This is a genomic window from Alcanivorax quisquiliarum, from assembly GCF_023051175.1.
GTDB classification, from domain to species: domain Bacteria; phylum Pseudomonadota; class Gammaproteobacteria; order Pseudomonadales; family Alcanivoracaceae; genus Isoalcanivorax; species Isoalcanivorax quisquiliarum.
Window position 1 is genome coordinate 48,771 of record NZ_JALKII010000003.1, and the last position, 18,025, is coordinate 66,795.

At 61.9% G+C, this 18,025-nt stretch carries 17 protein-coding genes; 10 read left to right on the plus strand and 7 right to left on the minus strand.

Going from position 1 to position 18,025, the window contains the following annotated elements:
- Positions 1-10: 10 nt before the first annotated feature.
- Together MU846_RS06110 and MU846_RS06115 are read right to left on the minus strand one after the other, a co-directional pair.
- Positions 11-457, minus strand: coding sequence for a copper chaperone PCu(A)C (locus tag MU846_RS06110; protein ID WP_246950350.1), 447 nt, complete (start codon positions 455-457; stop codon positions 11-13).
- Positions 435-1,025: an SCO family protein gene (locus tag MU846_RS06115; RefSeq protein ID WP_246950352.1), complete on the minus strand. Its 591-nt coding sequence runs from the start codon at positions 1,023-1,025 to the stop codon at positions 435-437. Before MU846_RS06115 ends, MU846_RS06110 begins: the two co-directional genes overlap by 23 nt.
- 257 nt (positions 1,026-1,282) lie before the next feature.
- Between MU846_RS06115 and miaB the strand changes: the two genes are divergently transcribed.
- Positions 1,283-2,620, plus strand: coding sequence for a tRNA (N6-isopentenyl adenosine(37)-C2)-methylthiotransferase MiaB (gene miaB / locus MU846_RS06120; RefSeq protein WP_246950355.1), 1,338 nt, complete (start codon positions 1,283-1,285; stop codon positions 2,618-2,620).
- 126 nt (positions 2,621-2,746) lie between these two features.
- Here miaB and MU846_RS06125 read toward each other — a convergent pair whose 3' ends face one another.
- The 4 genes from MU846_RS06125 to cysP form a co-directional block, all read right to left on the minus strand.
- Positions 2,747-3,841, minus strand: a complete 1,095-nt coding sequence (locus MU846_RS06125; RefSeq protein ID WP_246950357.1) for a sulfate/molybdate ABC transporter ATP-binding protein — start codon at positions 3,839-3,841, stop codon at positions 2,747-2,749.
- Complete coding sequence (gene cysW, locus MU846_RS06130; protein WP_246950359.1) at positions 3,838-4,689, minus strand: sulfate ABC transporter permease subunit CysW; 852 nt, start codon at positions 4,687-4,689, stop codon at positions 3,838-3,840. The genes MU846_RS06125 and cysW overlap by 4 nt, the downstream gene beginning before the upstream one ends.
- Positions 4,671-5,513: a sulfate ABC transporter permease subunit CysT gene (gene cysT / locus MU846_RS06135; protein WP_246950361.1), complete on the minus strand. Its 843-nt coding sequence runs from the start codon at positions 5,511-5,513 to the stop codon at positions 4,671-4,673. Before cysT ends, cysW begins: the two co-directional genes overlap by 19 nt.
- A gap of 164 nt (positions 5,514-5,677) precedes the next feature.
- Positions 5,678-6,697 carry a thiosulfate ABC transporter substrate-binding protein CysP gene (gene cysP, locus MU846_RS06140; protein ID WP_246950363.1) on the minus strand — a complete coding sequence of 340 codons (1,020 nt, stop codon included), beginning with the start codon at positions 6,695-6,697 and terminating at the stop codon, positions 5,678-5,680.
- A gap of 318 nt (positions 6,698-7,015) precedes the next feature.
- On the opposite strand from cysP, the gene MU846_RS06145 reads away from it, so the two are divergent.
- The 5 genes from MU846_RS06145 (at position 7,016) to MU846_RS06165 (ending at position 12,292) form a co-directional block, all read left to right on the plus strand.
- Positions 7,016-8,008, plus strand: coding sequence for a PhoH family protein (locus MU846_RS06145; RefSeq protein WP_246950371.1), 993 nt, complete (start codon positions 7,016-7,018; stop codon positions 8,006-8,008).
- A complete protein-coding gene (gene ybeY / locus MU846_RS06150; protein WP_246950375.1) occupies positions 7,980-8,483 on the plus strand; it encodes an rRNA maturation RNase YbeY in 504 nt (167 codons plus the stop codon). The genes MU846_RS06145 and ybeY overlap by 29 nt, the downstream gene beginning before the upstream one ends.
- Before the next feature lie 2 nt (positions 8,484-8,485).
- A complete protein-coding gene (locus tag MU846_RS06155; RefSeq protein ID WP_246950380.1) occupies positions 8,486-9,346 on the plus strand; it encodes a CorC family transporter in 861 nt (286 codons plus the stop codon).
- Positions 9,347-9,580: 234 nt separating this feature from the next.
- Positions 9,581-11,104 carry an apolipoprotein N-acyltransferase gene (lnt, locus tag MU846_RS06160; RefSeq protein WP_246950382.1) on the plus strand — a complete coding sequence of 508 codons (1,524 nt, stop codon included), beginning with the start codon at positions 9,581-9,583 and terminating at the stop codon, positions 11,102-11,104.
- Between the two features lie 123 nt (positions 11,105-11,227).
- A complete protein-coding gene (locus MU846_RS06165) occupies positions 11,228-12,292 on the plus strand; it encodes an RpnC/YadD family protein (protein ID WP_246950385.1) in 1,065 nt (354 codons plus the stop codon).
- A 46-nt stretch (positions 12,293-12,338) separates the two neighbouring features.
- Here MU846_RS06165 and MU846_RS06170 read toward each other — a convergent pair whose 3' ends face one another.
- Positions 12,339-12,932 carry a YdcF family protein gene (locus MU846_RS06170; RefSeq protein ID WP_246951164.1) on the minus strand — a complete coding sequence of 198 codons (594 nt, stop codon included), beginning with the start codon at positions 12,930-12,932 and terminating at the stop codon, positions 12,339-12,341.
- Positions 12,933-13,073: 141 nt separating this feature from the next.
- Here MU846_RS06170 and leuS point away from each other — a divergent pair, with 141 nt between their 5' ends.
- The 4 genes from leuS (at position 13,074) to MU846_RS06190 (ending at position 17,990) form a co-directional block, all read left to right on the plus strand.
- Positions 13,074-15,518 (plus strand): leucine--tRNA ligase, encoded by a 2,445-nt coding sequence (gene leuS, locus MU846_RS06175; RefSeq protein WP_246950394.1) that lies wholly within the window; start codon positions 13,074-13,076, stop codon positions 15,516-15,518.
- The gene (locus MU846_RS06180) at positions 15,518-16,057 is read left to right on the plus strand and encodes an LPS-assembly lipoprotein LptE (RefSeq protein WP_246950396.1); all 540 of its coding nucleotides are present in this window, start codon (positions 15,518-15,520) and stop codon (positions 16,055-16,057) included. Before leuS ends, MU846_RS06180 begins: the two co-directional genes overlap by 1 nt.
- Positions 16,057-17,061, plus strand: coding sequence for a DNA polymerase III subunit delta (holA, locus tag MU846_RS06185; protein ID WP_246950398.1), 1,005 nt, complete (start codon positions 16,057-16,059; stop codon positions 17,059-17,061). The genes MU846_RS06180 and holA overlap by 1 nt, the downstream gene beginning before the upstream one ends.
- Before the next feature lie 71 nt (positions 17,062-17,132).
- Positions 17,133-17,990, plus strand: coding sequence for a class I SAM-dependent methyltransferase (locus MU846_RS06190; protein ID WP_246950400.1), 858 nt, complete (start codon positions 17,133-17,135; stop codon positions 17,988-17,990).
- Positions 17,991-18,025 lie beyond the last annotated feature (35 nt).

An 18,025-nucleotide genomic window follows, 5' to 3' on the forward strand; every position in this document is an offset into this window, starting at 1 on the left:
GGCCACCCGGCTAGGGTGCGCGCACCTCGAACGGGCCGCATACTGGCTCGCCCTCGGCAAACGCCAGGCACACCTCAATCTGTTCACCAATCTCCAGCGGCCGTTGCAGCTGATACAACATCAGGTGCTTGCCGCCGGGCTTGAGCGCGACCGCGTCCCCTGCTGGCACCACCAGCTCCGGCAGGTGGTGCATATGCCGGGTGCCGTCTTCCTGTGGTGACATGTCATGCACTTCACCTGCGCCAGCCACCGGGCTGCTCACGGCTGTCAGGGTGCGGTCGGTGTCGCCACGGTTGTGCAGAATCAGGTAACCGGCGGTGGTGCTGCTCACTGGCGGCACCGCACGAATCCAGCCATCTTCGATATCCATTGCTGCCGCGTGGCTCACCCATGGCAGGCCCAGGGCGGCCAGCAAAACGGTTTTCAGAGCAAGTTCAAAGTAACGAACGCAGATCACGCTTGATCTCCTCAAGGTCGGCTTCCACAGGAAACAGCTTGCGTACCCGGGTTTCCCGGTCGAGCAGGTAGACGAAATCGCTGTGTGCGAATTCGGTGCCGCCCTGTCTATCTTCGCCCATGGGCATATAGACGACGCTGTACAACGACGTGATGCGCTCCACATCCTCGGTGCTGCCCGTCAGGCCGATAAAGTCGGGGTGAAACCAGGCCAGGTACTGTTGCAGATATTCCGGCGTATCACGCTCCGGATCAAAGGTGACGAACACCACCTGCACATCCGCGGCTTCGCGTGTGCGCTCCAGATCCTTGTACAGCTGCGCCATGCGCGCCATGGTCGCCGGGCAGATATCGGGGCAGTGGGTGAAGCCGAAAAACATCAGCACCACCTGGCCGCGCAGGGCATCACTGTGAAAGCGTGCGCCGGTCTGGTCGGTCATTTCGAATTCGCCGACCATACGTGTGTTGATCGGCAGTGGTTCCACCGCCGGGCCACGGCCAATCTGCCACAGCACCATCACAGCCAGCGCACCCAGCACCGCTATCGTCATCAATATCAATCGTTTCATACTGGCACTCCTGGCACTCCTGGCACTCCTGGCACTCCTGACACCCCCAGCATTCCTGGCGCTACCACGGCTGTTTCCCCTGGCGAGGCAGGGCCGCAATGGTGGCTACAATACTCACCGCCGCCGGCCGGCACCACCCCGAGGGTGAGGCAATTTGCCGCAGCAGGCCACGCCCGGCCCGGCCAGCGCATGGCGCGCTGAGCACTCGGGAGGGTATAATCACCGCCCTTTCAGGCAATACCGGTGTGCAAGTTCCCATGGCCCGCAAGCTGTTTATCCAGACCCACGGTTGTCAGATGAACGAGTATGACTCGTCGCGCATGGCTGATCTGCTGGAAGGCAGCCACGGCCTGACCGCGGCCGAGAGCCCGGAAGAGGCCGATGTGCTGCTGCTCAATACCTGCTCGATTCGCGAAAAAGCGCAAGAGAAGGTGTTTCACCAGCTGGGCCGCTGGAAGCGGCTGAAAGACGCTCGCCCGGATCTGATCATCGGCGTGGGCGGCTGTGTGGCCAGCCAGGAAGGCGAGGCGATCCGCAGCCGTGCACCTTATGTGGATGTGATCTTCGGCCCGCAGACGCTGCATCGGCTGCCGGCACTGATCCAGCAGGCCAGTAGCACACGGGGCCTGGCGATGGACGTGAGTTTCCCGGAGATCGAGAAGTTCGACAGCCTGCCCGAGCCGTCGGTGGATGGCCCCACCGCGTTCGTCTCGATCATGGAAGGGTGCTCGAAATATTGCACCTTCTGTGTGGTGCCCTACACCCGCGGCGAGGAAGTCAGCCGCCCGGCGCCTTCAGTGCTGGCGGAAATCCGCCATCTGGCCGAGCAGGGTGTGCGCGAGGTCAATCTGCTGGGCCAGAACGTCAATGCCTATCGCGGCGCAGGCGCGGCTGGCGAGACGCTTGATCTGGCCGACCTGATCCTGCTGATCCGCGCCATTGATGGCATTGACCGCATTCGCTTCACCACCAGCCACCCGGTGGAGTTTTCCGACAGCCTGATTGATGTTTACGCCGAGGTGCCCGAGCTGGTCAGCCACTTGCACCTGCCGGTGCAGTCCGGCTCGGATCGCATTCTGGCGATGATGAAGCGCAACCATACGGCGCTGGAATACAAATCGAAGATTCGCCGGCTGCGCCGCATTCGGCCCGAGCTGTCCATGTCGTCGGATTTCATCATCGGCTTTCCCGGCGAAACAGATGCCGATTTCGAGGCTACCATGCAGCTGATTCACGACATCGGTTTTGATGCCAGCTTCAGCTTCATTTACAGCGCACGGCCTGGCACCCCGGCTGCTGATCTGCCGGATGATGTGCCCATGGAGGTCAAGCGGCAGCGGCTGGCGATCTTGCAGCAACGCATCGCCCAGCAGGCGATGGAGATCAGTCGTGCCATGGTCGGCTCGCGACAGCGCATTCTGGTGGATGGTTTTTCCAAGAAAGACCCCGGCCAGCTCAAGGGCCGCACCGAAAACAACCGGATCGTCAATTTCCGCAGTGATGATCTGAGCCTGATCGGCCGCTTCGCCCAGGTGGATATCGCCCAAGCCTACGCCAACTCCCTGCTCGGCACCAACGCCGCTCTTGATGACTAAACCGGAGCGATGACCCAGGCCGAGCGACGACCAAGCCCAAGCGATGCCTGAGCCTGGCGAAACTGAGTCCGAGCAACGACTGACGCCGAGGCTGCGCCTTGCAGCCTCCCCGCTCATCCCCGCCGTTCAGCGCACCGGTGTGAGCCAGCGCGGCGTCTGCTCGCCAGCCATGAACAGGCTGCCTGCGGTGGGTACGGCATAAAGCCGCTCACCACGCTCCGGCAAGGTCTGCTCATGGGCGTTGGCACAAACCCATTCCCACGGCATGGCGGTGCTCCAGCCCAGTGGCGCCAGCGTCAGCCGTGCCTGCGGGCCAATCTGGGTGACGGAGCGGACTTCGAGCGGCAAATGCGCACCCGCCGCAGGCTGAGCCTGCAGCGTCATCTCGTGATTGCGAATATACAGCTCCGCATCGCCTTCTCCGGCCGCCAGCGCCGGCCATTGCACCCACGCCTCGCCCTGCGTCAGTCGCCCGCTGCTCAGGCGGCCTTCGAGAATATTATTCTCGCCAAGAAAATCGAACACGAAACGGCTGGCGGGCCGCGCATATAACTCCGCCGGAGCTGCCACTTGCTCGATGCAACCGGCCTTCATCACCACGACGCGATCGGATACTTCCAGTGCTTCTTCCTGGTCATGGGTGACAAACACGCTGGTGAAATTCATTTCCTCATGCAGCTCGCGCAACCACAGGCGCAGCTCCTTGCGCACCTTGGCATCCAGCGCACCGAACGGCTCGTCCAGCAGCAACACCTGAGGCTCCATCGCCAGTGCTCGGGCAAGTGCCACCCGCTGGCGCTGCCCACCGGAGAGCTGATCGGGGTAACGGCCCGCCAGATGGCCCAGCTGCACACGCTCGAGCAATGTCTGCGCCCGGCGACGGATTTCCGCGGCGGCTGGCCGCTCGCGCCGGGGTAATATGCGCAGGCCGAAGCTGACGTTCTGCAATACCGTCATATGGCGAAACAGCGCATATTGTTGAAACACGAAACCCACGCGACGACGACGCACATCCAGACGCGTGACATCTTCGCCATTGAAATGGATCTGCCCCGCATCGGCCACTTCCAGACCGGCGATCACCCGCAGCAGCGTTGTCTTGCCCGAGCCGGACGGCCCCAGCAAGCCGATCAGTTCGCCCTCGCCGATCTCCAGCGAGAGCTTGCGCAGCGCGTGATAGTTTCCAAAATGCTTGTCGATATCCGTGATGCGGATACTCATTGCTCTACCTCTCGGGCGCCACGCAGCAGACGCTCCTGCCGCCACTCGGCGATCGTCTTCAGCACCAGTGTCAGCAGCGCCATGCACGCCAGCAGCGCGGCGGCGGTGAATGCTGCGGCGGTCTTGTAGTCGTTGTTCAACTGCTCCACCAGCAAGGGCAGCGTCAGGGTGCGATTCATGATGGTGCCGGACACCACCGCCACAGCGCCGAATTCACCCACTGCGCGGGCGTTGGTGACGATCACGCCATACAGCAAGGCCCATTTTATTTTTGGCAGGCTGACATGGCGGAACAACTGCCAGCCGCTGGCACCGAGCGTCAGCGCGGCATATTCCTCGTCCCGCCCCTGTACCTGCATCACGGGAATCAGAATGCGTGCCACATAGGGAGAGGTCACGAAGAGCGTCACCAGCACAATGCCCGGCCAGGCGAAAATGATCTGGATATCGCGACTGGCGAACCAGCTGCCCACCATGCCCTCGATGCCGTACACCACCAGATAGCACAGCCCCGCGACGACCGGCGACACCGCATATGGAATATCGATCAGTGTCAGCAGCAGCTTGCGGCCACGAAAATCATAATGCGTTACGCACCATGCCAGCAGGATGCCGAACACCATATTGACCGGCACGGTGATCGCCGCCACCGCCAGCGTCAGCAGAATGGCGTGCACCATGAAATCTTCCGACAGGTTGGCAGTCAGAAGATCGAGGCCGCCACTGAGCGCCTTGACGAAGATCAGCGCCAGCGGCACCAGCAGCAGCAATGCCACCAACACCAGCCCGAGCGCGATCAGCAGCCACTGCTGCCAGCCTTGTGGCTTCCTCAATGTATGCGCTGCCATCTGAGCACCCGCCCCTGCACTATTTGCAGAGTAAACAGCAATAACAGGGACGCCAGCAGCACGACCGAGGCAATTGCCGCAGCGGCCTCCGCGTTGAACTCCTGCAAGCGTACGAAAATCATCAGCGATGACACTTCGGTCTGGAACGGAATATTGCCGGCAATCATCACCACCGCACCGAATTCGCCCAGGCTGCGAATGAACGATTGCGCTGCACCGGTGATCAGCGCGGGCACCAGCAGCGGCAGGATAACTCTGGAGAATGTCTGCCACCGGCTAGCACCGAGGGTGCGTGCCGCTTCCTCGAACTCGATGCCGATATCCTGCATCACCGGCTGCACGGTGCGCACCACAAACGGCAGGCTGGTGAAGGTCATCGCCACCAGAATACCCGGATAGGCGTAGGCCACCTGGATGCCCAACGGCGCTAGAAACTGGCCCAGCCAGCCGCCGGGCACCAACAGCGCCGCGAAGGTCAGGCCAGCCACCGCCGTTGGCAGCGCAAACGGCAGATCCACCAGCGCATCGACCAGCCTTCGGCCGGGGAAATCGTAACGGGTAATGATCCAGGCCAGCAGCAGGCCGATCAGTAACGCCGCCAATGTCGCCCAGAGCGCACCAGTGACGGTGACATAATAACTGTGCACCACGCGCTGATCGGAGATCGCGCGCCAATACTCGGCCCAGCTCAGGTCGCTGACATACAGCAACAGAGCCGACAAGGGCAGCAGGATGATCAGTGACAGATACAGCGTGCTGATCCCGAAACTCAGGGAAAAGCCCGGCAAGATCGGTGCCTGATGAAAGAAAAGGCGTTTTTGCATCGCTCCTGATTACCCCTGGTAGCAGCCGGACACGTCACCCAGGGGGTAACAAGGCCACCATTATTCACGTCTCGCTACGAATTTCACGCATCGTTTTCAGCCTCCCTGCGCGCAGACAAACAAGCGGGCGAACCCGAAGGCCCGCCCGTCTCCTCTGGCCGCCTTTAACGACGTGGGCGGGCCAGTATCTGATCCAGTACACCGTTGTTGACGAAATGGGTCTGCTGGATCTGATCCCAGCTGCCGAGCACATCGTTGGGGTTGATCAGGCGCACATCGGCAAACTGCCCCTGGGTAGCCTCCAGCACCTCGGGATGGTGTACCCGGTACTGGAACGTGGTCAGCAACTGCTGGATCGGTTTGCTGTACTGGAACTCCAGAAACGCAGTGGCCTGCTCCCGTGTGCCACGCTCGTCCACCACCTTGTCCACCACCGCTACCGGGAATTCCGCCAGCACGCTCACCGGCGGCACCACCACTTCAAACCCCTGGCGACGGAACTCGTCACCGTTGGCAATGTTGATGACCTCGGATTCGAACGTCAGCAGCACATCACCTTGCCCGTTCTGGGCGAATGCCACCGTGGCGCCACGGCCGCCAGTGGGGAAGCTCTGCACGTTTTGCAGCAGCTGTGTGAGGAAATCCTTGATTTTTTCTTCGTCGCCATCGAAAGCCTCATGGGCATAAAGCCAGGCGGCGAGATAGGTATAGCGTGCGTTACCCGATGTTTTCGGGTTCGGGAATACCAGCCCGACGTCTGCCCGCGTCAGATCATCCCAGTTGCGGATGTTCTTCGGATTACCCTTGCGCACCAGGAATGCGATGGTGCTGTAGTAAGGCGAGCTGTTGTTCGGGAACTGCTCGGCCCAGTCTTCCCGGAGCAGGCCATGGCGGGCGAGGATGTCGATGTCTGTCACCTGATTGAAGGTCACAGTATCGACTTTCTTGCCCTGGATGATGTCCTGTGCCTGGCGGGAGGTGCCGGCAAAGGATTGCTCGATACGCAGTTGTTTGCCGGTCTGTTCTTGCCAATGCTGCACGAACAACGGATTGATCTGCCCGAACAGTTCTCTGGCCACGTCATAAGACGCGTTCAGAATGGGCGTATCCTGGCCCTGGGCCAGCGGCGAGAAGCTCAACAGCCCGGCCACCGCCCCGATGACGAGCGAACGTATTTTCAGCATGTCGGAGAGTCCTTCGATTCGATGAAAGTGCACGGGTGAGGCGGGTGCGCCCATACCGCAGCAGACTGGTCAATGCAGGCCATTGTCGCCCAGCGGCGATATTCCCGACAAAGAACCATTCCTTCTTTGGTTATTACCCAAACGAATAAGAACGACCCAACGCTGCTCCCCGGGAGCGCTTCACATGCCTCACAGGAATACCAGCGCCGCGCAAGCAAACGCTCACTTTGTATCCTGGCCCTCGCAGGCTTTAGCCGACGCCTCTTTCGGTATATCCTGCAACCATCTTTTCCAGCCCACGGGGCCAAAGACACTATCTTGAATACCGACGCCGCTTCACAAACGCTCAGCCTTGAGCCTTACGATTCGCGCCGCCTTGCCAACCTGTGTGGCAAGCTCGACGAAAATATCCAGCATATCTCGCGCCGCCTCGGTATCGACATCGCCAACCGTGGCAACGAGTTCATGCTGTCCGGCGCTCGCACTGCGGTACAGACCGCGTCCAATGTCATCAGCCTGCTGTACGACGAAACAGGCGAAGGGCTGGAGATCACGCCAGAAGTGGTGCACTTGCACTTGCAGGGCGCGGGCGCGACCCGCCAGAGCAATGGTCGCAAGACCGAGCACCCTGGCGATGAACTGTTGATCCGCACGCGGCATGCCCGCATTCGCCCGCGTGGCGAGCACCAGAAAGCCTATATCCGCAACATCCGCCGCCACGATATCAATTTCGGTATTGGCCCGGCGGGCACCGGCAAGACCTGGCTGGCCGTGGCCTGCGCGGTGGATGCCATGGAGCGCGGCGAAGTGCAACGCATCATGCTGGTGCGCCCGGCAGTGGAGGCCGGCGAAAAGCTGGGTTTTCTGCCCGGCGATCTGGCCGAAAAGATCGATCCGTACCTGCGGCCGCTCTACGACGCGCTTTACGAAATGCTCGGCTTTGAACAAGTGGCCCGGCTGATGGAGCGCAACGTGATTGAAGTGGCGCCGCTGGCTTATATGCGCGGCCGCACACTCAACAGCAGTTTTATCATTCTGGATGAAAGCCAGAACACCACGATGGAACAGATGAAAATGTTCCTGACACGCATGGGCTTCGGCTCGCGCGCGGTGATTACCGGCGATATGACACAAGTCGATCTGCCCAGGCATATCGGCTCGGGGCTGGTGCATGCCCTCACCGTACTGGCCGATGAACCCGACATCGGCATCACCCGATTCGACAGTCGCGATGTCGTACGCCACCCGCTGGTGCAACGCATCGTCGAAGCTTATGAGCGCCATGAACGCGATACCGACCCCGGCAATTGAAATCCAGCTCGGCGAACACATCGAGCAGTTGCCCGACCTACTGGATGATCAGGCCCTGGCCGAATGGGCCTGCGCAGCCGCGCGCGGCGCTGGCGGCGCGGTCGGCGAGATCACTCTGCGGGTCGTGGATGCCAGCGAAAGCCGCGCCCTGAATTATCGTTATCGCGGCAAGGATGCGCCCACCAACGTGCTCTCGTTCCCGTTTGAAATGCCGGAAGGCATTCCCGTTGAGCACCAGGATATGATTCTCGGCGACATCGCACTCTGTGCAGAGGTGGTCGACCGCGAAGCCGTCGAACAGGGCAAACTGCCCGAAGCGCATTGGGCGCATATGGTGGTGCACGGCGTGCTGCATCTGCTGGGTTTCGATCATCTTCACGAACACGAGGCCGCCGACATGGAAGCGCTGGAAACTCGTATCCTCGCCGGGCTCGGCTTCCCCGACCCTTACCTGCAAACAATGGAAACGGAGTAGTCATGCCAGAAGAACACGCCGACTCAGGCAATCCGGGCCGAAGTTGGCTCGAGCGGATTACGCAATTCTTTTCCGCCGAGCCTACTAGCCGAGAGGATCTCCTCGGGCTGATCCGCTCGCTGCGCGGCCGTGACGTCCTCGATGCCGACACACTGGGTATTCTCGAAGGCGCCCTGGAAGTCTCCAACCTGCAAGTGCGCGAGATCATGGTGCCTCGTGCCCAGATGATTTCGATCCGCGCCAATAGCCATCCGCGTGAATTCCTGCCCGTGGTCATCGAATGCGCTCATTCGCGCTTTCCGGTGCTGGGCGATGATCCCGACGAGGTGCTAGGGGTGCTGCTGGCCAAGGATCTGCTGCCACTGGTGCTCGACCCGGCTCGCATGGAGCGCTTCAGCATCAAGGATCACATCCGCCCGGCATTCATCATCCCGGAATCCAAACGGCTGGACTCGCTACTTCGGGATTTCCGCGACAACCATAATCATATGGCTATTGTCGTCAATGAATACGGTGGCGTGGCCGGCCTGGTCACGATCGAGGATGTGCTGGAACAGATCGTGGGCGATATCGAAGACGAAACCGATGTGGCCGATGATGATTACCTGATCCGGGAGCTGGAGCACGACGAATACACCGTCCAGGCGCTGATCCCGATCGAGGATTTCAACGATCACTTCGGCAGCCAGTTCAGCGACGACGAGTTCGACACCATCGGCGGGCTGGTAATGCAGCAATTCGGGCGTCTGCCGGAACGGGATGAAAGCGTCACCATTGGCGACTTCAGCTTTACCGTACTCAGCGCAGATGCACGCACCATCCGCCTGCTGCGAGTAACACCACCAAGAGCACTCAAAAACTGAGCCACGCCTTGGTTGCCTGCCTGCTCCAGCCGCTTGCGGCTGCCGCAGGCAGGCATTCCCCCAGGTAACTCACTCGACGCGTTTTCCTGCCCGATGGCGATCAGCCCGGGCTTTCCTTATCATGCCCGAGCCAGGCAGCTCACTGTTTTGCGCCTGCCGGGCCCATGGCGGCCAAGACGACAAGCCGGGCCATCAGTAAATAATACCTCGACCAGCTTCAGCCAGGATGTGTCAGTGACTCTAGCCCACCCGCCCTCTGCTTCATTCCGCCACCGCCTGCGGTCGCCCCTGGCGCTGCTGGCCGGGCTGCTGTCTCCGCTAGCGTTCGCGCCCTGGGGATTCTGGCCGCTGATGTTGGCCAGCATCGCGCTGTTCTGGCTCTCACTGCACAGTGCCACACGCCGCCAGGCGCTGTTACGCGGCTGGCTGTATGGTCTGGGCATGTTCGGCTTCGGCATCTCCTGGGTACATGTCAGCATGCACGACCACGGCGGTACGCCTATGTCGCTGGCGGTGCCGATGACCGGGCTGTTTGCCGCGGGGCTGGCGCTATTTCCGGCGCTGCTGGCCTGGTTGGCAGTGCGTTTTGCACCGCAGGATGGCCCCTCACCACTGCTGTTCGCGGGCGCCTGGGTGCTGCTGGATGTGCTGCGCGGCTGGATGCTGACCGGCTTCCCCTGGCTCTATGCCGGCTACTCGATGATCGACACCGCGCTCAGCGGCCTGGCGCCGCTGGGCGGCATCTGGTTGCTGACGCTGACGACAGTGCTGACCGGCGCAGCGCTGGGCAGCGCGCTGTTGCGCCGCCGGGCGGCACTGCCGGCCGCCGTCCTTGCGCTGATTGGCTGGGGCGCCGGCCTCGCCACCGATCCGCTGGATTTCACTGAACCCGCTGCTGCGCCAACCCGTGTCGCCTTGCCGCAGGGCAATATTCCGCAAGATCTGCGCTGGCAGTTGAGCATGCGTCAGGCCACCCGCGATATTTACGCAGAGCTGACCGCCAGCATCCCGCCCGAGCACCTGGTGATCTGGCCGGAATCGGCACTGACCGAATTTGCCGATGATGCCGCCGACTTCCTGCTGGCGCAGGGCCAGTCCCTGGCCGAGCAGGGCGGCGCACTGATCAGCGGTATTCCCACCCGCGAACAACGCGGTCTCCAGACTCACTATTTCAACAGCATCGCTGTGCTGGGAGGTGGAGAAGGGCTTTATCACAAACAGAAACTGGTGCCCTTCGGGGAATTTGTGCCCTTGCAGTCCGTGCTGCGGGGGCTGATCCCTTTCTTCGATCTGCCCATGTCCAGCTTCACCCCCGGTTCGCCGGAGCAGTTGAACCTGCTCGCCATGTACATGGTGGTCTCGCCGTTCATTTGCTACGAGATCGTTTATCCCGAGCTGGTGGCTGACCGGGCGCAAGACAGCAATGTGCTGATCACCATCAGCAATGACGCCTGGTTCGGTACCTCCGCTGGCCCCCATCAGCACTTTCAGATGGCGCGCTTGCGCGCCGTGGAAACCGGCCGCTGGCTACTGCGCAGCACCAACAACGGCATCACCGCGATTGTCGACCCTCATGGCGCCGTGGTAGCACAATTGCCGCAGTTTACCCGCGACGTGCTGCTCGGCGAATTTGTCCCCATGACCGGGCACACCCCTTATATGCGGCTGGGCGGAACACCAGTATGGGGGCTAGCGCTGGCGCTGTGCCTCAGCGCCCTCGTGCGCAGAGCGGCTACCAGGGCGCGAGTCGATCACTGACACCCGCATAGGCTTTCGCTGACATGCACCGGGTATGATCTCGCACATTCTCTGTCGCCATTGCCCGACAGTATTCGCGAGCCCGCCACCCTACACTGCGCTCTGGGATGCAAGGAGCGCTGCATGGACGCAGATGAATATGATTCACCCTGGAAAGAAGCCGTGGAGGCCATGCTGCCGGAATTCATGGCATTTTATTTTCCGGCTGCGGCCAGCGAAATCGACTGGGCACAGCCGCATCGCTTTCTCGATCAGGAACTCAAACAGATCATGCCTCACGCCGCCAGCGGCCGGCGCGTGGTGGACAAGCTGGCCGAGGTCATGCTCGTCGATGGCGACAGTCAGTGGATTTACCTCCACATCGAAATCCAGAGCCAGCGCGATAGCCACTTCGCCGAGCGCATGTACAGCTATCACTACCGCATCTTCGATCGCTACCAGCGTCCCGTGGCCAGCTTCGCCATCCTCGCCGATCCGCACCCTCACTGGCGCCCGGATCACTATCAAAGCAGTGTCCTCGGCTGTCATCAGCGGCTGCAATTTCCGATTGCCAAACTGCTGGATCATGTCGGCAGGGAACGGCAGCTCGTCGGCAGCGACAATCCGTTCGCGATGGTGACGCTGGCACACCTTTACACTCGCCGCACCCGGCATCGGAGCTGGTCACGCTACCGCGCCAAGCGGCACCTGATTTTACTGCTCACTGGCCTGAACTGGGAGCGGGCGCGTATCATCCGATTGTTACGAGTGGTCGACTGGCTGATGCGCTTGCCGCCAGCGCTCGACCGCCAACTGCACCTGGACGTGGCGACCATCAGAGGAGAACAGGCGGTGAAGACATACATCAGCAGCTTTGAGCGATTCGCGCTGGAAGATCTCAAAGCTGAGGTCAGGGCAAAGGCCATCGCCGAAGGGTGGCAGCACGGCCGGGAGAAGGGTCTGGAGGAAGGTCGGGAGCGGGGTCTGGAGCAAGGTCTGGAACAAGGTCTTGAACTAGGTCTTGAACAAGGTCTGGAACAAGGCCGGGTACATGGCGAATGCGCCGTGCTGCTACGCTTGCTGTCCAAACGCTTCGGCCCGCTGCCGGCGCGGCTCGAAGAACGCTTGAAGACAGCACGCAGCGAGGATTTGCTGCGCTGGACTGATCGGGTACTGGACGCGCCCACACTGGACGACGTGTTCGGCTAACACACTCGGCCAAAGTGTTTACCCAAGGCGGTGTGCACGTGGCTGGCTAGAAATGGCGCAACCTGTACACCAGCAGCGCCAGCCATTCGTAATAGATTTCCGGCACCAGTGCCAGCGCTTCTGCCGAAGGCATCCAGGCGGGGCTTGGCAGCGAGGCGCTGGCATGCGCCTCGACCTCAAGCCCTTGCGCTCGAAAGCTCAGCACCGCACGGCACAAATGCGCAGGATCGGTGACCAGTACCACGCGGCGGATACCCCGCTCCTTCAATAGCGCAGCGCTGAAACGGGCGTTTTCCCACGTCGTACGGCTGTTTTCTTCCAGCCAGGGCGCAGTGTCACGCCACCGGTGACGCAGCGCTTCTGCCATCAAGGCCGCTTCCGAAGGGCCTTTACCATCGGCGCAGCCGCCGCTGAGCAGCAATGGCAACCGCTGCGCCTCTGCCACGGCCAGCGCAGCATCGGCGCGGCGCAGGCCACGCGCCGATGCCCGATAGCTCTCGCCCCGGCGAGCCCGGCCGGCGCCAAGCACCACCACCGCCTGTGCCGGCCCCCGCAACCGGGCCGCTGGCACGGGCGGCAACATCACGCCCACTACAGCCGGTAGCGTACCGACGATAACAAGCAGCACCACCAGCGCCATTCCACTCACCGCCCGCCACCGCTGTCTGCCTGCGTATCGCTCATGTATCCTATGGCCCTTGTTTTTCTTTTGTCTTCAGGCTGGCCAGCCAGCCCGTTGCCCTGTTGAACCGCAGCACAGCACCAGGATTTCAAAACCGCAATGCAAGCACAGTATCGTCCCGAGCAGATTGAAGCGGAAGCCCAGCGTTTCTGGGAAGAACAGCAGACCTTCAAGGTATCCGAAGATACCTCGCGGGAGAAGTTCTACTGCCTGAGCATGTTCCCATATCCCAGCGGCCGGCTGCACATGGGCCATGTTCGCAATTACACCATTGGCGACGTCATCAGCCGCTACCAGCGGATGCAGGGCAAGAACGTACTGCAACCCATGGGCTGGGATGCCTTCGGTCTGCCCGCCGAAAACGCCGCGTTGCAAAACGGCGTGGCGCCGGCACGCTGGACATACGAAAACATCGACTACATGAAAGCCCAGCTCAAGCGGCTCGGGTTCGGCTACGACTGGAGTCGCGAGCTGGCCACCTGCCGGCCGGAATACTACCGCTGGGAGCAGTGGTTCTTTACCCAGCTGTTCGAGAAGGGCCTGGTGTACCGGAAAATGGCGACCGTGAACTGGGACCCGGTGGATCAGACCGTGCTCGCCAACGAACAGGTCATCGACGGCCGTGGCTGGCGCTCCGGCGCTTTGGTGGAGCAAAAGGAAATCCCCCAGTGGTTCATCAAGATCACCGACTATGCCGAAGAGCTGCTCAACGATCTTGACCAGCTGGATGGCTGGCCGGAACAGGTCAAGACCATGCAACGCAACTGGATTGGCCGTTCAGAAGGGGTCGAACTGGCGTTCGACGTGCCCGGCCAGGCGCCTTTGCGGGTTTATACCACCCGCCCGGATACGCTGATGGGCGTGAGCTATGTGGCCGTGGCCGCGGGCCATCCATTGGCCCGGCTGGCCGCCGCAGAGAACCCCGCCGTGGCGCACTTTATCGAGCAGTGCCAGCACCAGAAAGTGGCCGAGGCGGATCTCGCCACCATGGAAAAAGCTGGTATAGACACCGGCCTCACCGCCATTCACCCGATCACCGGCGAGGCCGTGCCGGTCTGGGTCGCCAACTTCGTATTGATGAGTTATGGCACTGGCGCTGTCATGGCGGTGCCAGCCCACGACCAGCGCGACTGGGAATTCGCACGCCAGTATCAGCTGCCGGTGATCCAGGTGATCGCGCCCGCTGACGGCACCACCATTGATCTTGAACAAGGCGCCTTTACCGAAAAAGGCGTGCTGATCAATTCAGGCGCTTTCACCGGCCTCACTTCCGATGCGGCCTTTGATGCCATTGCCAGCCATCTCGGCGACGCCGGCAAGGGCGAGCGCAAGGTCAACTACCGCCTGCGCGATTGGGGCGTCTCCCGCCAGCGCTACTGGGGCGCTCCGATCCCGATGCTGACACTGGAGAACGGCGACATTGTGCCGGCACCCGCCGACACCTTGCCGGTGCGCCTGCCGGAAGACGTGCAAATGGACGGCGTCACCAGCCCGATCAAGGCCGACCCGGCCTGGGCCCGGGCCGAGATCGACGGCCAGCCCGCACTGCGCGAAACCGATACCTTCGACACCTTCATGGAGTCCAGCTGGTACTACGCCCGCTACTGCTCCCCGCAGAACAATGACGCCATGCTTGATCCCGCTGCCGCCAACTACTGGCTGCCGGTGGATCAGTACATCGGCGGCATCGAGCACGCCATCCTGCACCTGCTCTACTCGCGCTTTTTCCACAAGCTGCTGCGTGATGCCGGGCTAGTGGAGAGCGATGAGCCCTTCAAGGCTTTACTGTGCCAGGGCATGGTGCTCAAGGACGGCGCCAAGATGTCGAAATCCAAAGGCAACACCGTCGATCCACAAGCGCTGATCGAGCAATACGGTGCAGACACCGTGCGCCTGTTCACCATGTTCGCCGCGCCGCCGGAACAATCGCTGGAATGGAACGACGCTGGCGTCGAAGGCGCCAACCGCTTTCTGAAACGCCTGTGGCGGCTGGTGCACGAAAACCTGGCCGCCGTGCCGGCACTGGACCCCACCGCACTCACTGGCGCGGCCCGCGATCTGCGGCGCAAGACCCACGAAACCATCGCCAAGGTGAGCGACGATTACGGCCGCCGCATGACTTTCAACACCGCCATCGCAGCGGTGATGGAGTTGACCAACGATGTCAGCCGCTTCGATGCCAGCTGCGATCAGGGCCGCGCGGTGGTGCGTGAAGCGCTCGAAGCCGCCGTGGTACTGCTGGCGCCAATCACCCCGCATATCTGCCATGTCTTGTGGCAGGCGCTGGGCCAGCAGACGCCGATCGTCGATGTGGCCTGGCCAACGTTCGATGAAACGGCGCTGGTGAAAGACACCATCGAGCTGGTGGTGCAAGTGAACGGCAAGGTGCGTGCGAAGATCGATGCGCCGGCCGATGCCGATAACGCTGCACTGGAAGCGCTGGCACAGGGCGCCCCCAATGTGCAGCGCTTTCTGGAGGGCATGACGGTGCGCAAAGTGATTGTAGTGCGGGGCAAACTGGTCAACATCGTGGTGAGCGGCTGATGCGCACCCTGTGGGCATTGCTGGCACTGGCGCTACTGGCCGGCTGCGGCTTCCAGTTGCGCGGTGCACCGCAGTACCAGCAACTGGAGTCGCTGACCCTGCTGGGCGGCAGCTTTGATCTGCACGATGGCCTCATCGACGCGCTGGAAGCCAGCGACGTGCTGGTGCACGACGCTTCGCCGCACACACTGCAAATTGGCAGCGAGCGCATCGATCGCCGCACCGTCGCGGTCGATTCACAAGGGCGTGCGGCAGAAATCGAGCTGCGCTACACCTTCACCTGGCAACTGCTGGACAGCCGCACCCAGTCGGCCATCACACCGCGTCGCCGCATCACACTGGTGCGCAGTTTCAACTACGATCCGGAGAACGCCACCGCCTCCAGTGACGAAGATCTGTACACCCGTGCCGACATGCACCGGGACGCTACCTGGCAGCTCCTTCGCCAACTGGATGCTGCGGTGCGCGCACTGGCCATCGGCGAGCCCGCCGATCAAGGCCCGGCGCAATCTCCGCCGCTTGAGACAGAGCAACCGTAATGCAGATCAAGCCCGAGCAGCTCTCGCGCCAGCTGGCACAGCAACTGCTGCCTGCCTACCTGGTCGCCGGTGATGAGCCCTTTCAGCTCGGCGAATGCGTCGATGCCATCCGGCGCACAGCGCGCGAGCAGGGCTACCTTGAGCGTCAGGTATTCAGCACCGATACCGGGATCGACTGGGCCGGGCTGTATAGCGAAGCACAAAGTCTCAGTCTGTTCGGCGGACGTCGCATCATCGAGATCCGCTTCGGCGAGAAACGCCCGGACAAAGCCGCCAGCGAAGTTCTTGTCACCTTGCTCAACAACCCGGCGCCGGACACACTAATGCTGATTACCGCATCGAAGCTCGACCGGCGCCGCGACCACAACAGCCAGTGGGTCAAGGCGCTCGACAAATGTGGTGCCGTAACCGAAGTCTGGCCCGTCGCGGCCACGCAGCTGCCGCGCTGGGCCGAAGCGCGTCTGCGACGCAGCGGGCTTGCTGCCACCGCCGATGCACTGGCGCTACTGGTCGAGCGCAGCGAAGGCAACCTGCTAGCCTGCGCCCAGGAAATCGACAAGCTGGCACTGCTGTTTCCCGGCGCAACGCTGGAGCCCTCGCATGTGCAACAAGCAGTAGGCAACAGCAGCCGTTTCAGCCCGTTCGATCTCACCGACGCGCTGGCCGCAGGTGATTTGCCCCGCGCCCTGCGCATTCTCGATACGCTGCGCAGCGAAGGGGTGGAAGCCCCGGTGGTGCTGTGGGCGCTGGCCCGTGACGTGCGTGGCCTGGCAGCGCTGGCCGCCGGCCAGGACCCCGGCCGCATGCCGCCACAACGGGCACGCCAGCTGGATCAGTTCGCCCGTCGCCTCGGGCAGCCGGCACTGGCCAGCGCGCTGGCCTTGTGTGCCCGTACCGATCAGTCGATCAAAGGCATGGGAAGCGGCGATCCCTGGCAACATCTGACATCCATATTGCTGCGCCTGTGCGGCCGTGCGCTACCGAAGGTCATGGAAGCGCACTGATCCGGTCAGCGGTGCAGTCGTGCGCCGGCTTTGCTACGCTCGGCACTCCTTTATTGCAGGCTAGTCGCACGATGCCGAACCATGATCGTCTGGACACGTCGTCCATCAGTTTCACTGCGCTTTATACCGGCCACGTCTGGGCCGCCAACGGCTTGTCGGCACCGGCATTCCACACCCGCACCGGGCAGCTGTTCTACCATGCGCTGGCGCCGTTCGAATATCTTGGCGGAAAACTGGTCGGCGGCAACATTCGCACTTTTCTATTGCAACGTCACCACCTGATCGATCATCTCGTCGAGCAGGCAATTGCCGAAGAAGGCATCACGCAGATTCTGGAAATAGCCTGCGGTTTGTCACCTCGCGGCTACCGCTTTTGCCAACGTCATTCACAACTCACCTATATCGAAGCCGATTTGCCGGACATGGCCGATCGCAAGCAACGTTTGCTGGCGCGCATCGGCTCCCTGAGCCCCCGGCATCTGGCACTGCCGCTGAATATCTTTTCGCAACACAGCGACGATGCACTGGAGAGCGTCCTGCAGACCCATTTCGATCCGGGCAAGCCCGTGCTCGTCATTACCGAAGGACTGGTGAATTATTTCGACCTGCCGGCAGTGGAAATCTTCTGGCGGCGCCTGCGAATAGCGCTGGAGCGTTTCCCTGCCGGTATCTACCTCACCGACAATTATCCACTGCTGGACGATCACCCGTTCCAGCGCACCATGCGTGCATTGCGCGGCATGCTCGGCGCTGTATCGCGCAGCCAGGTGAGCTTTCATTTCGGCAGCGATCAGGAAGCGCAAGCGCACTTCGAGCTGCTCGGCTTTGCCCAGGCCCGCGTGCACGACCCGAGCGATTATTACGCGCAGCTGCCCATCCCCCGCTCCCGCGGCACACCGTTTGTGCGTGTTATCGAAGCACGCATCTGATGTGTGCCTGACCGAGAGATAGAAACAGAGAGCGA

Coding starts and splice junctions, on each gene's coding strand:
- MU846_RS06115 (WP_246950352.1), bottom strand. CDS start 1,025: ATGAAACGATTGATATTGATGACGATAGCGGTGCTGGGTGCGCTGGCT.
- miaB (WP_246950355.1), top strand. CDS start 1,283: ATGGCCCGCAAGCTGTTTATCCAGACCCACGGTTGTCAGATGAACGAG.
- MU846_RS06125 (WP_246950357.1), bottom strand. CDS start 3,841: ATGAGTATCCGCATCACGGATATCGACAAGCATTTTGGAAACTATCAC.
- cysW (WP_246950359.1), bottom strand. CDS start 4,689: ATGGCAGCGCATACATTGAGGAAGCCACAAGGCTGGCAGCAGTGGCTG.
- cysT (WP_246950361.1), bottom strand. CDS start 5,513: ATGCAAAAACGCCTTTTCTTTCATCAGGCACCGATCTTGCCGGGCTTT.
- cysP (WP_246950363.1), bottom strand. CDS start 6,697: ATGCTGAAAATACGTTCGCTCGTCATCGGGGCGGTGGCCGGGCTGTTG.
- ybeY (WP_246950375.1), top strand. CDS start 7,980: ATGAACGCGATACCGACCCCGGCAATTGAAATCCAGCTCGGCGAACAC.
- MU846_RS06155 (WP_246950380.1), top strand. CDS start 8,486: ATGCCAGAAGAACACGCCGACTCAGGCAATCCGGGCCGAAGTTGGCTC.
- MU846_RS06165 (WP_246950385.1), top strand. CDS start 11,228: ATGGACGCAGATGAATATGATTCACCCTGGAAAGAAGCCGTGGAGGCC.
- MU846_RS06170 (WP_246951164.1), bottom strand. CDS start 12,932: ATGGCGCTGGTGGTGCTGCTTGTTATCGTCGGTACGCTACCGGCTGTA.
- leuS (WP_246950394.1), top strand. CDS start 13,074: ATGCAAGCACAGTATCGTCCCGAGCAGATTGAAGCGGAAGCCCAGCGT.
- MU846_RS06180 (WP_246950396.1), top strand. CDS start 15,518: ATGCGCACCCTGTGGGCATTGCTGGCACTGGCGCTACTGGCCGGCTGC.
- holA (WP_246950398.1), top strand. CDS start 16,057: ATGCAGATCAAGCCCGAGCAGCTCTCGCGCCAGCTGGCACAGCAACTG.
- MU846_RS06190 (WP_246950400.1), top strand. CDS start 17,133: ATGCCGAACCATGATCGTCTGGACACGTCGTCCATCAGTTTCACTGCG.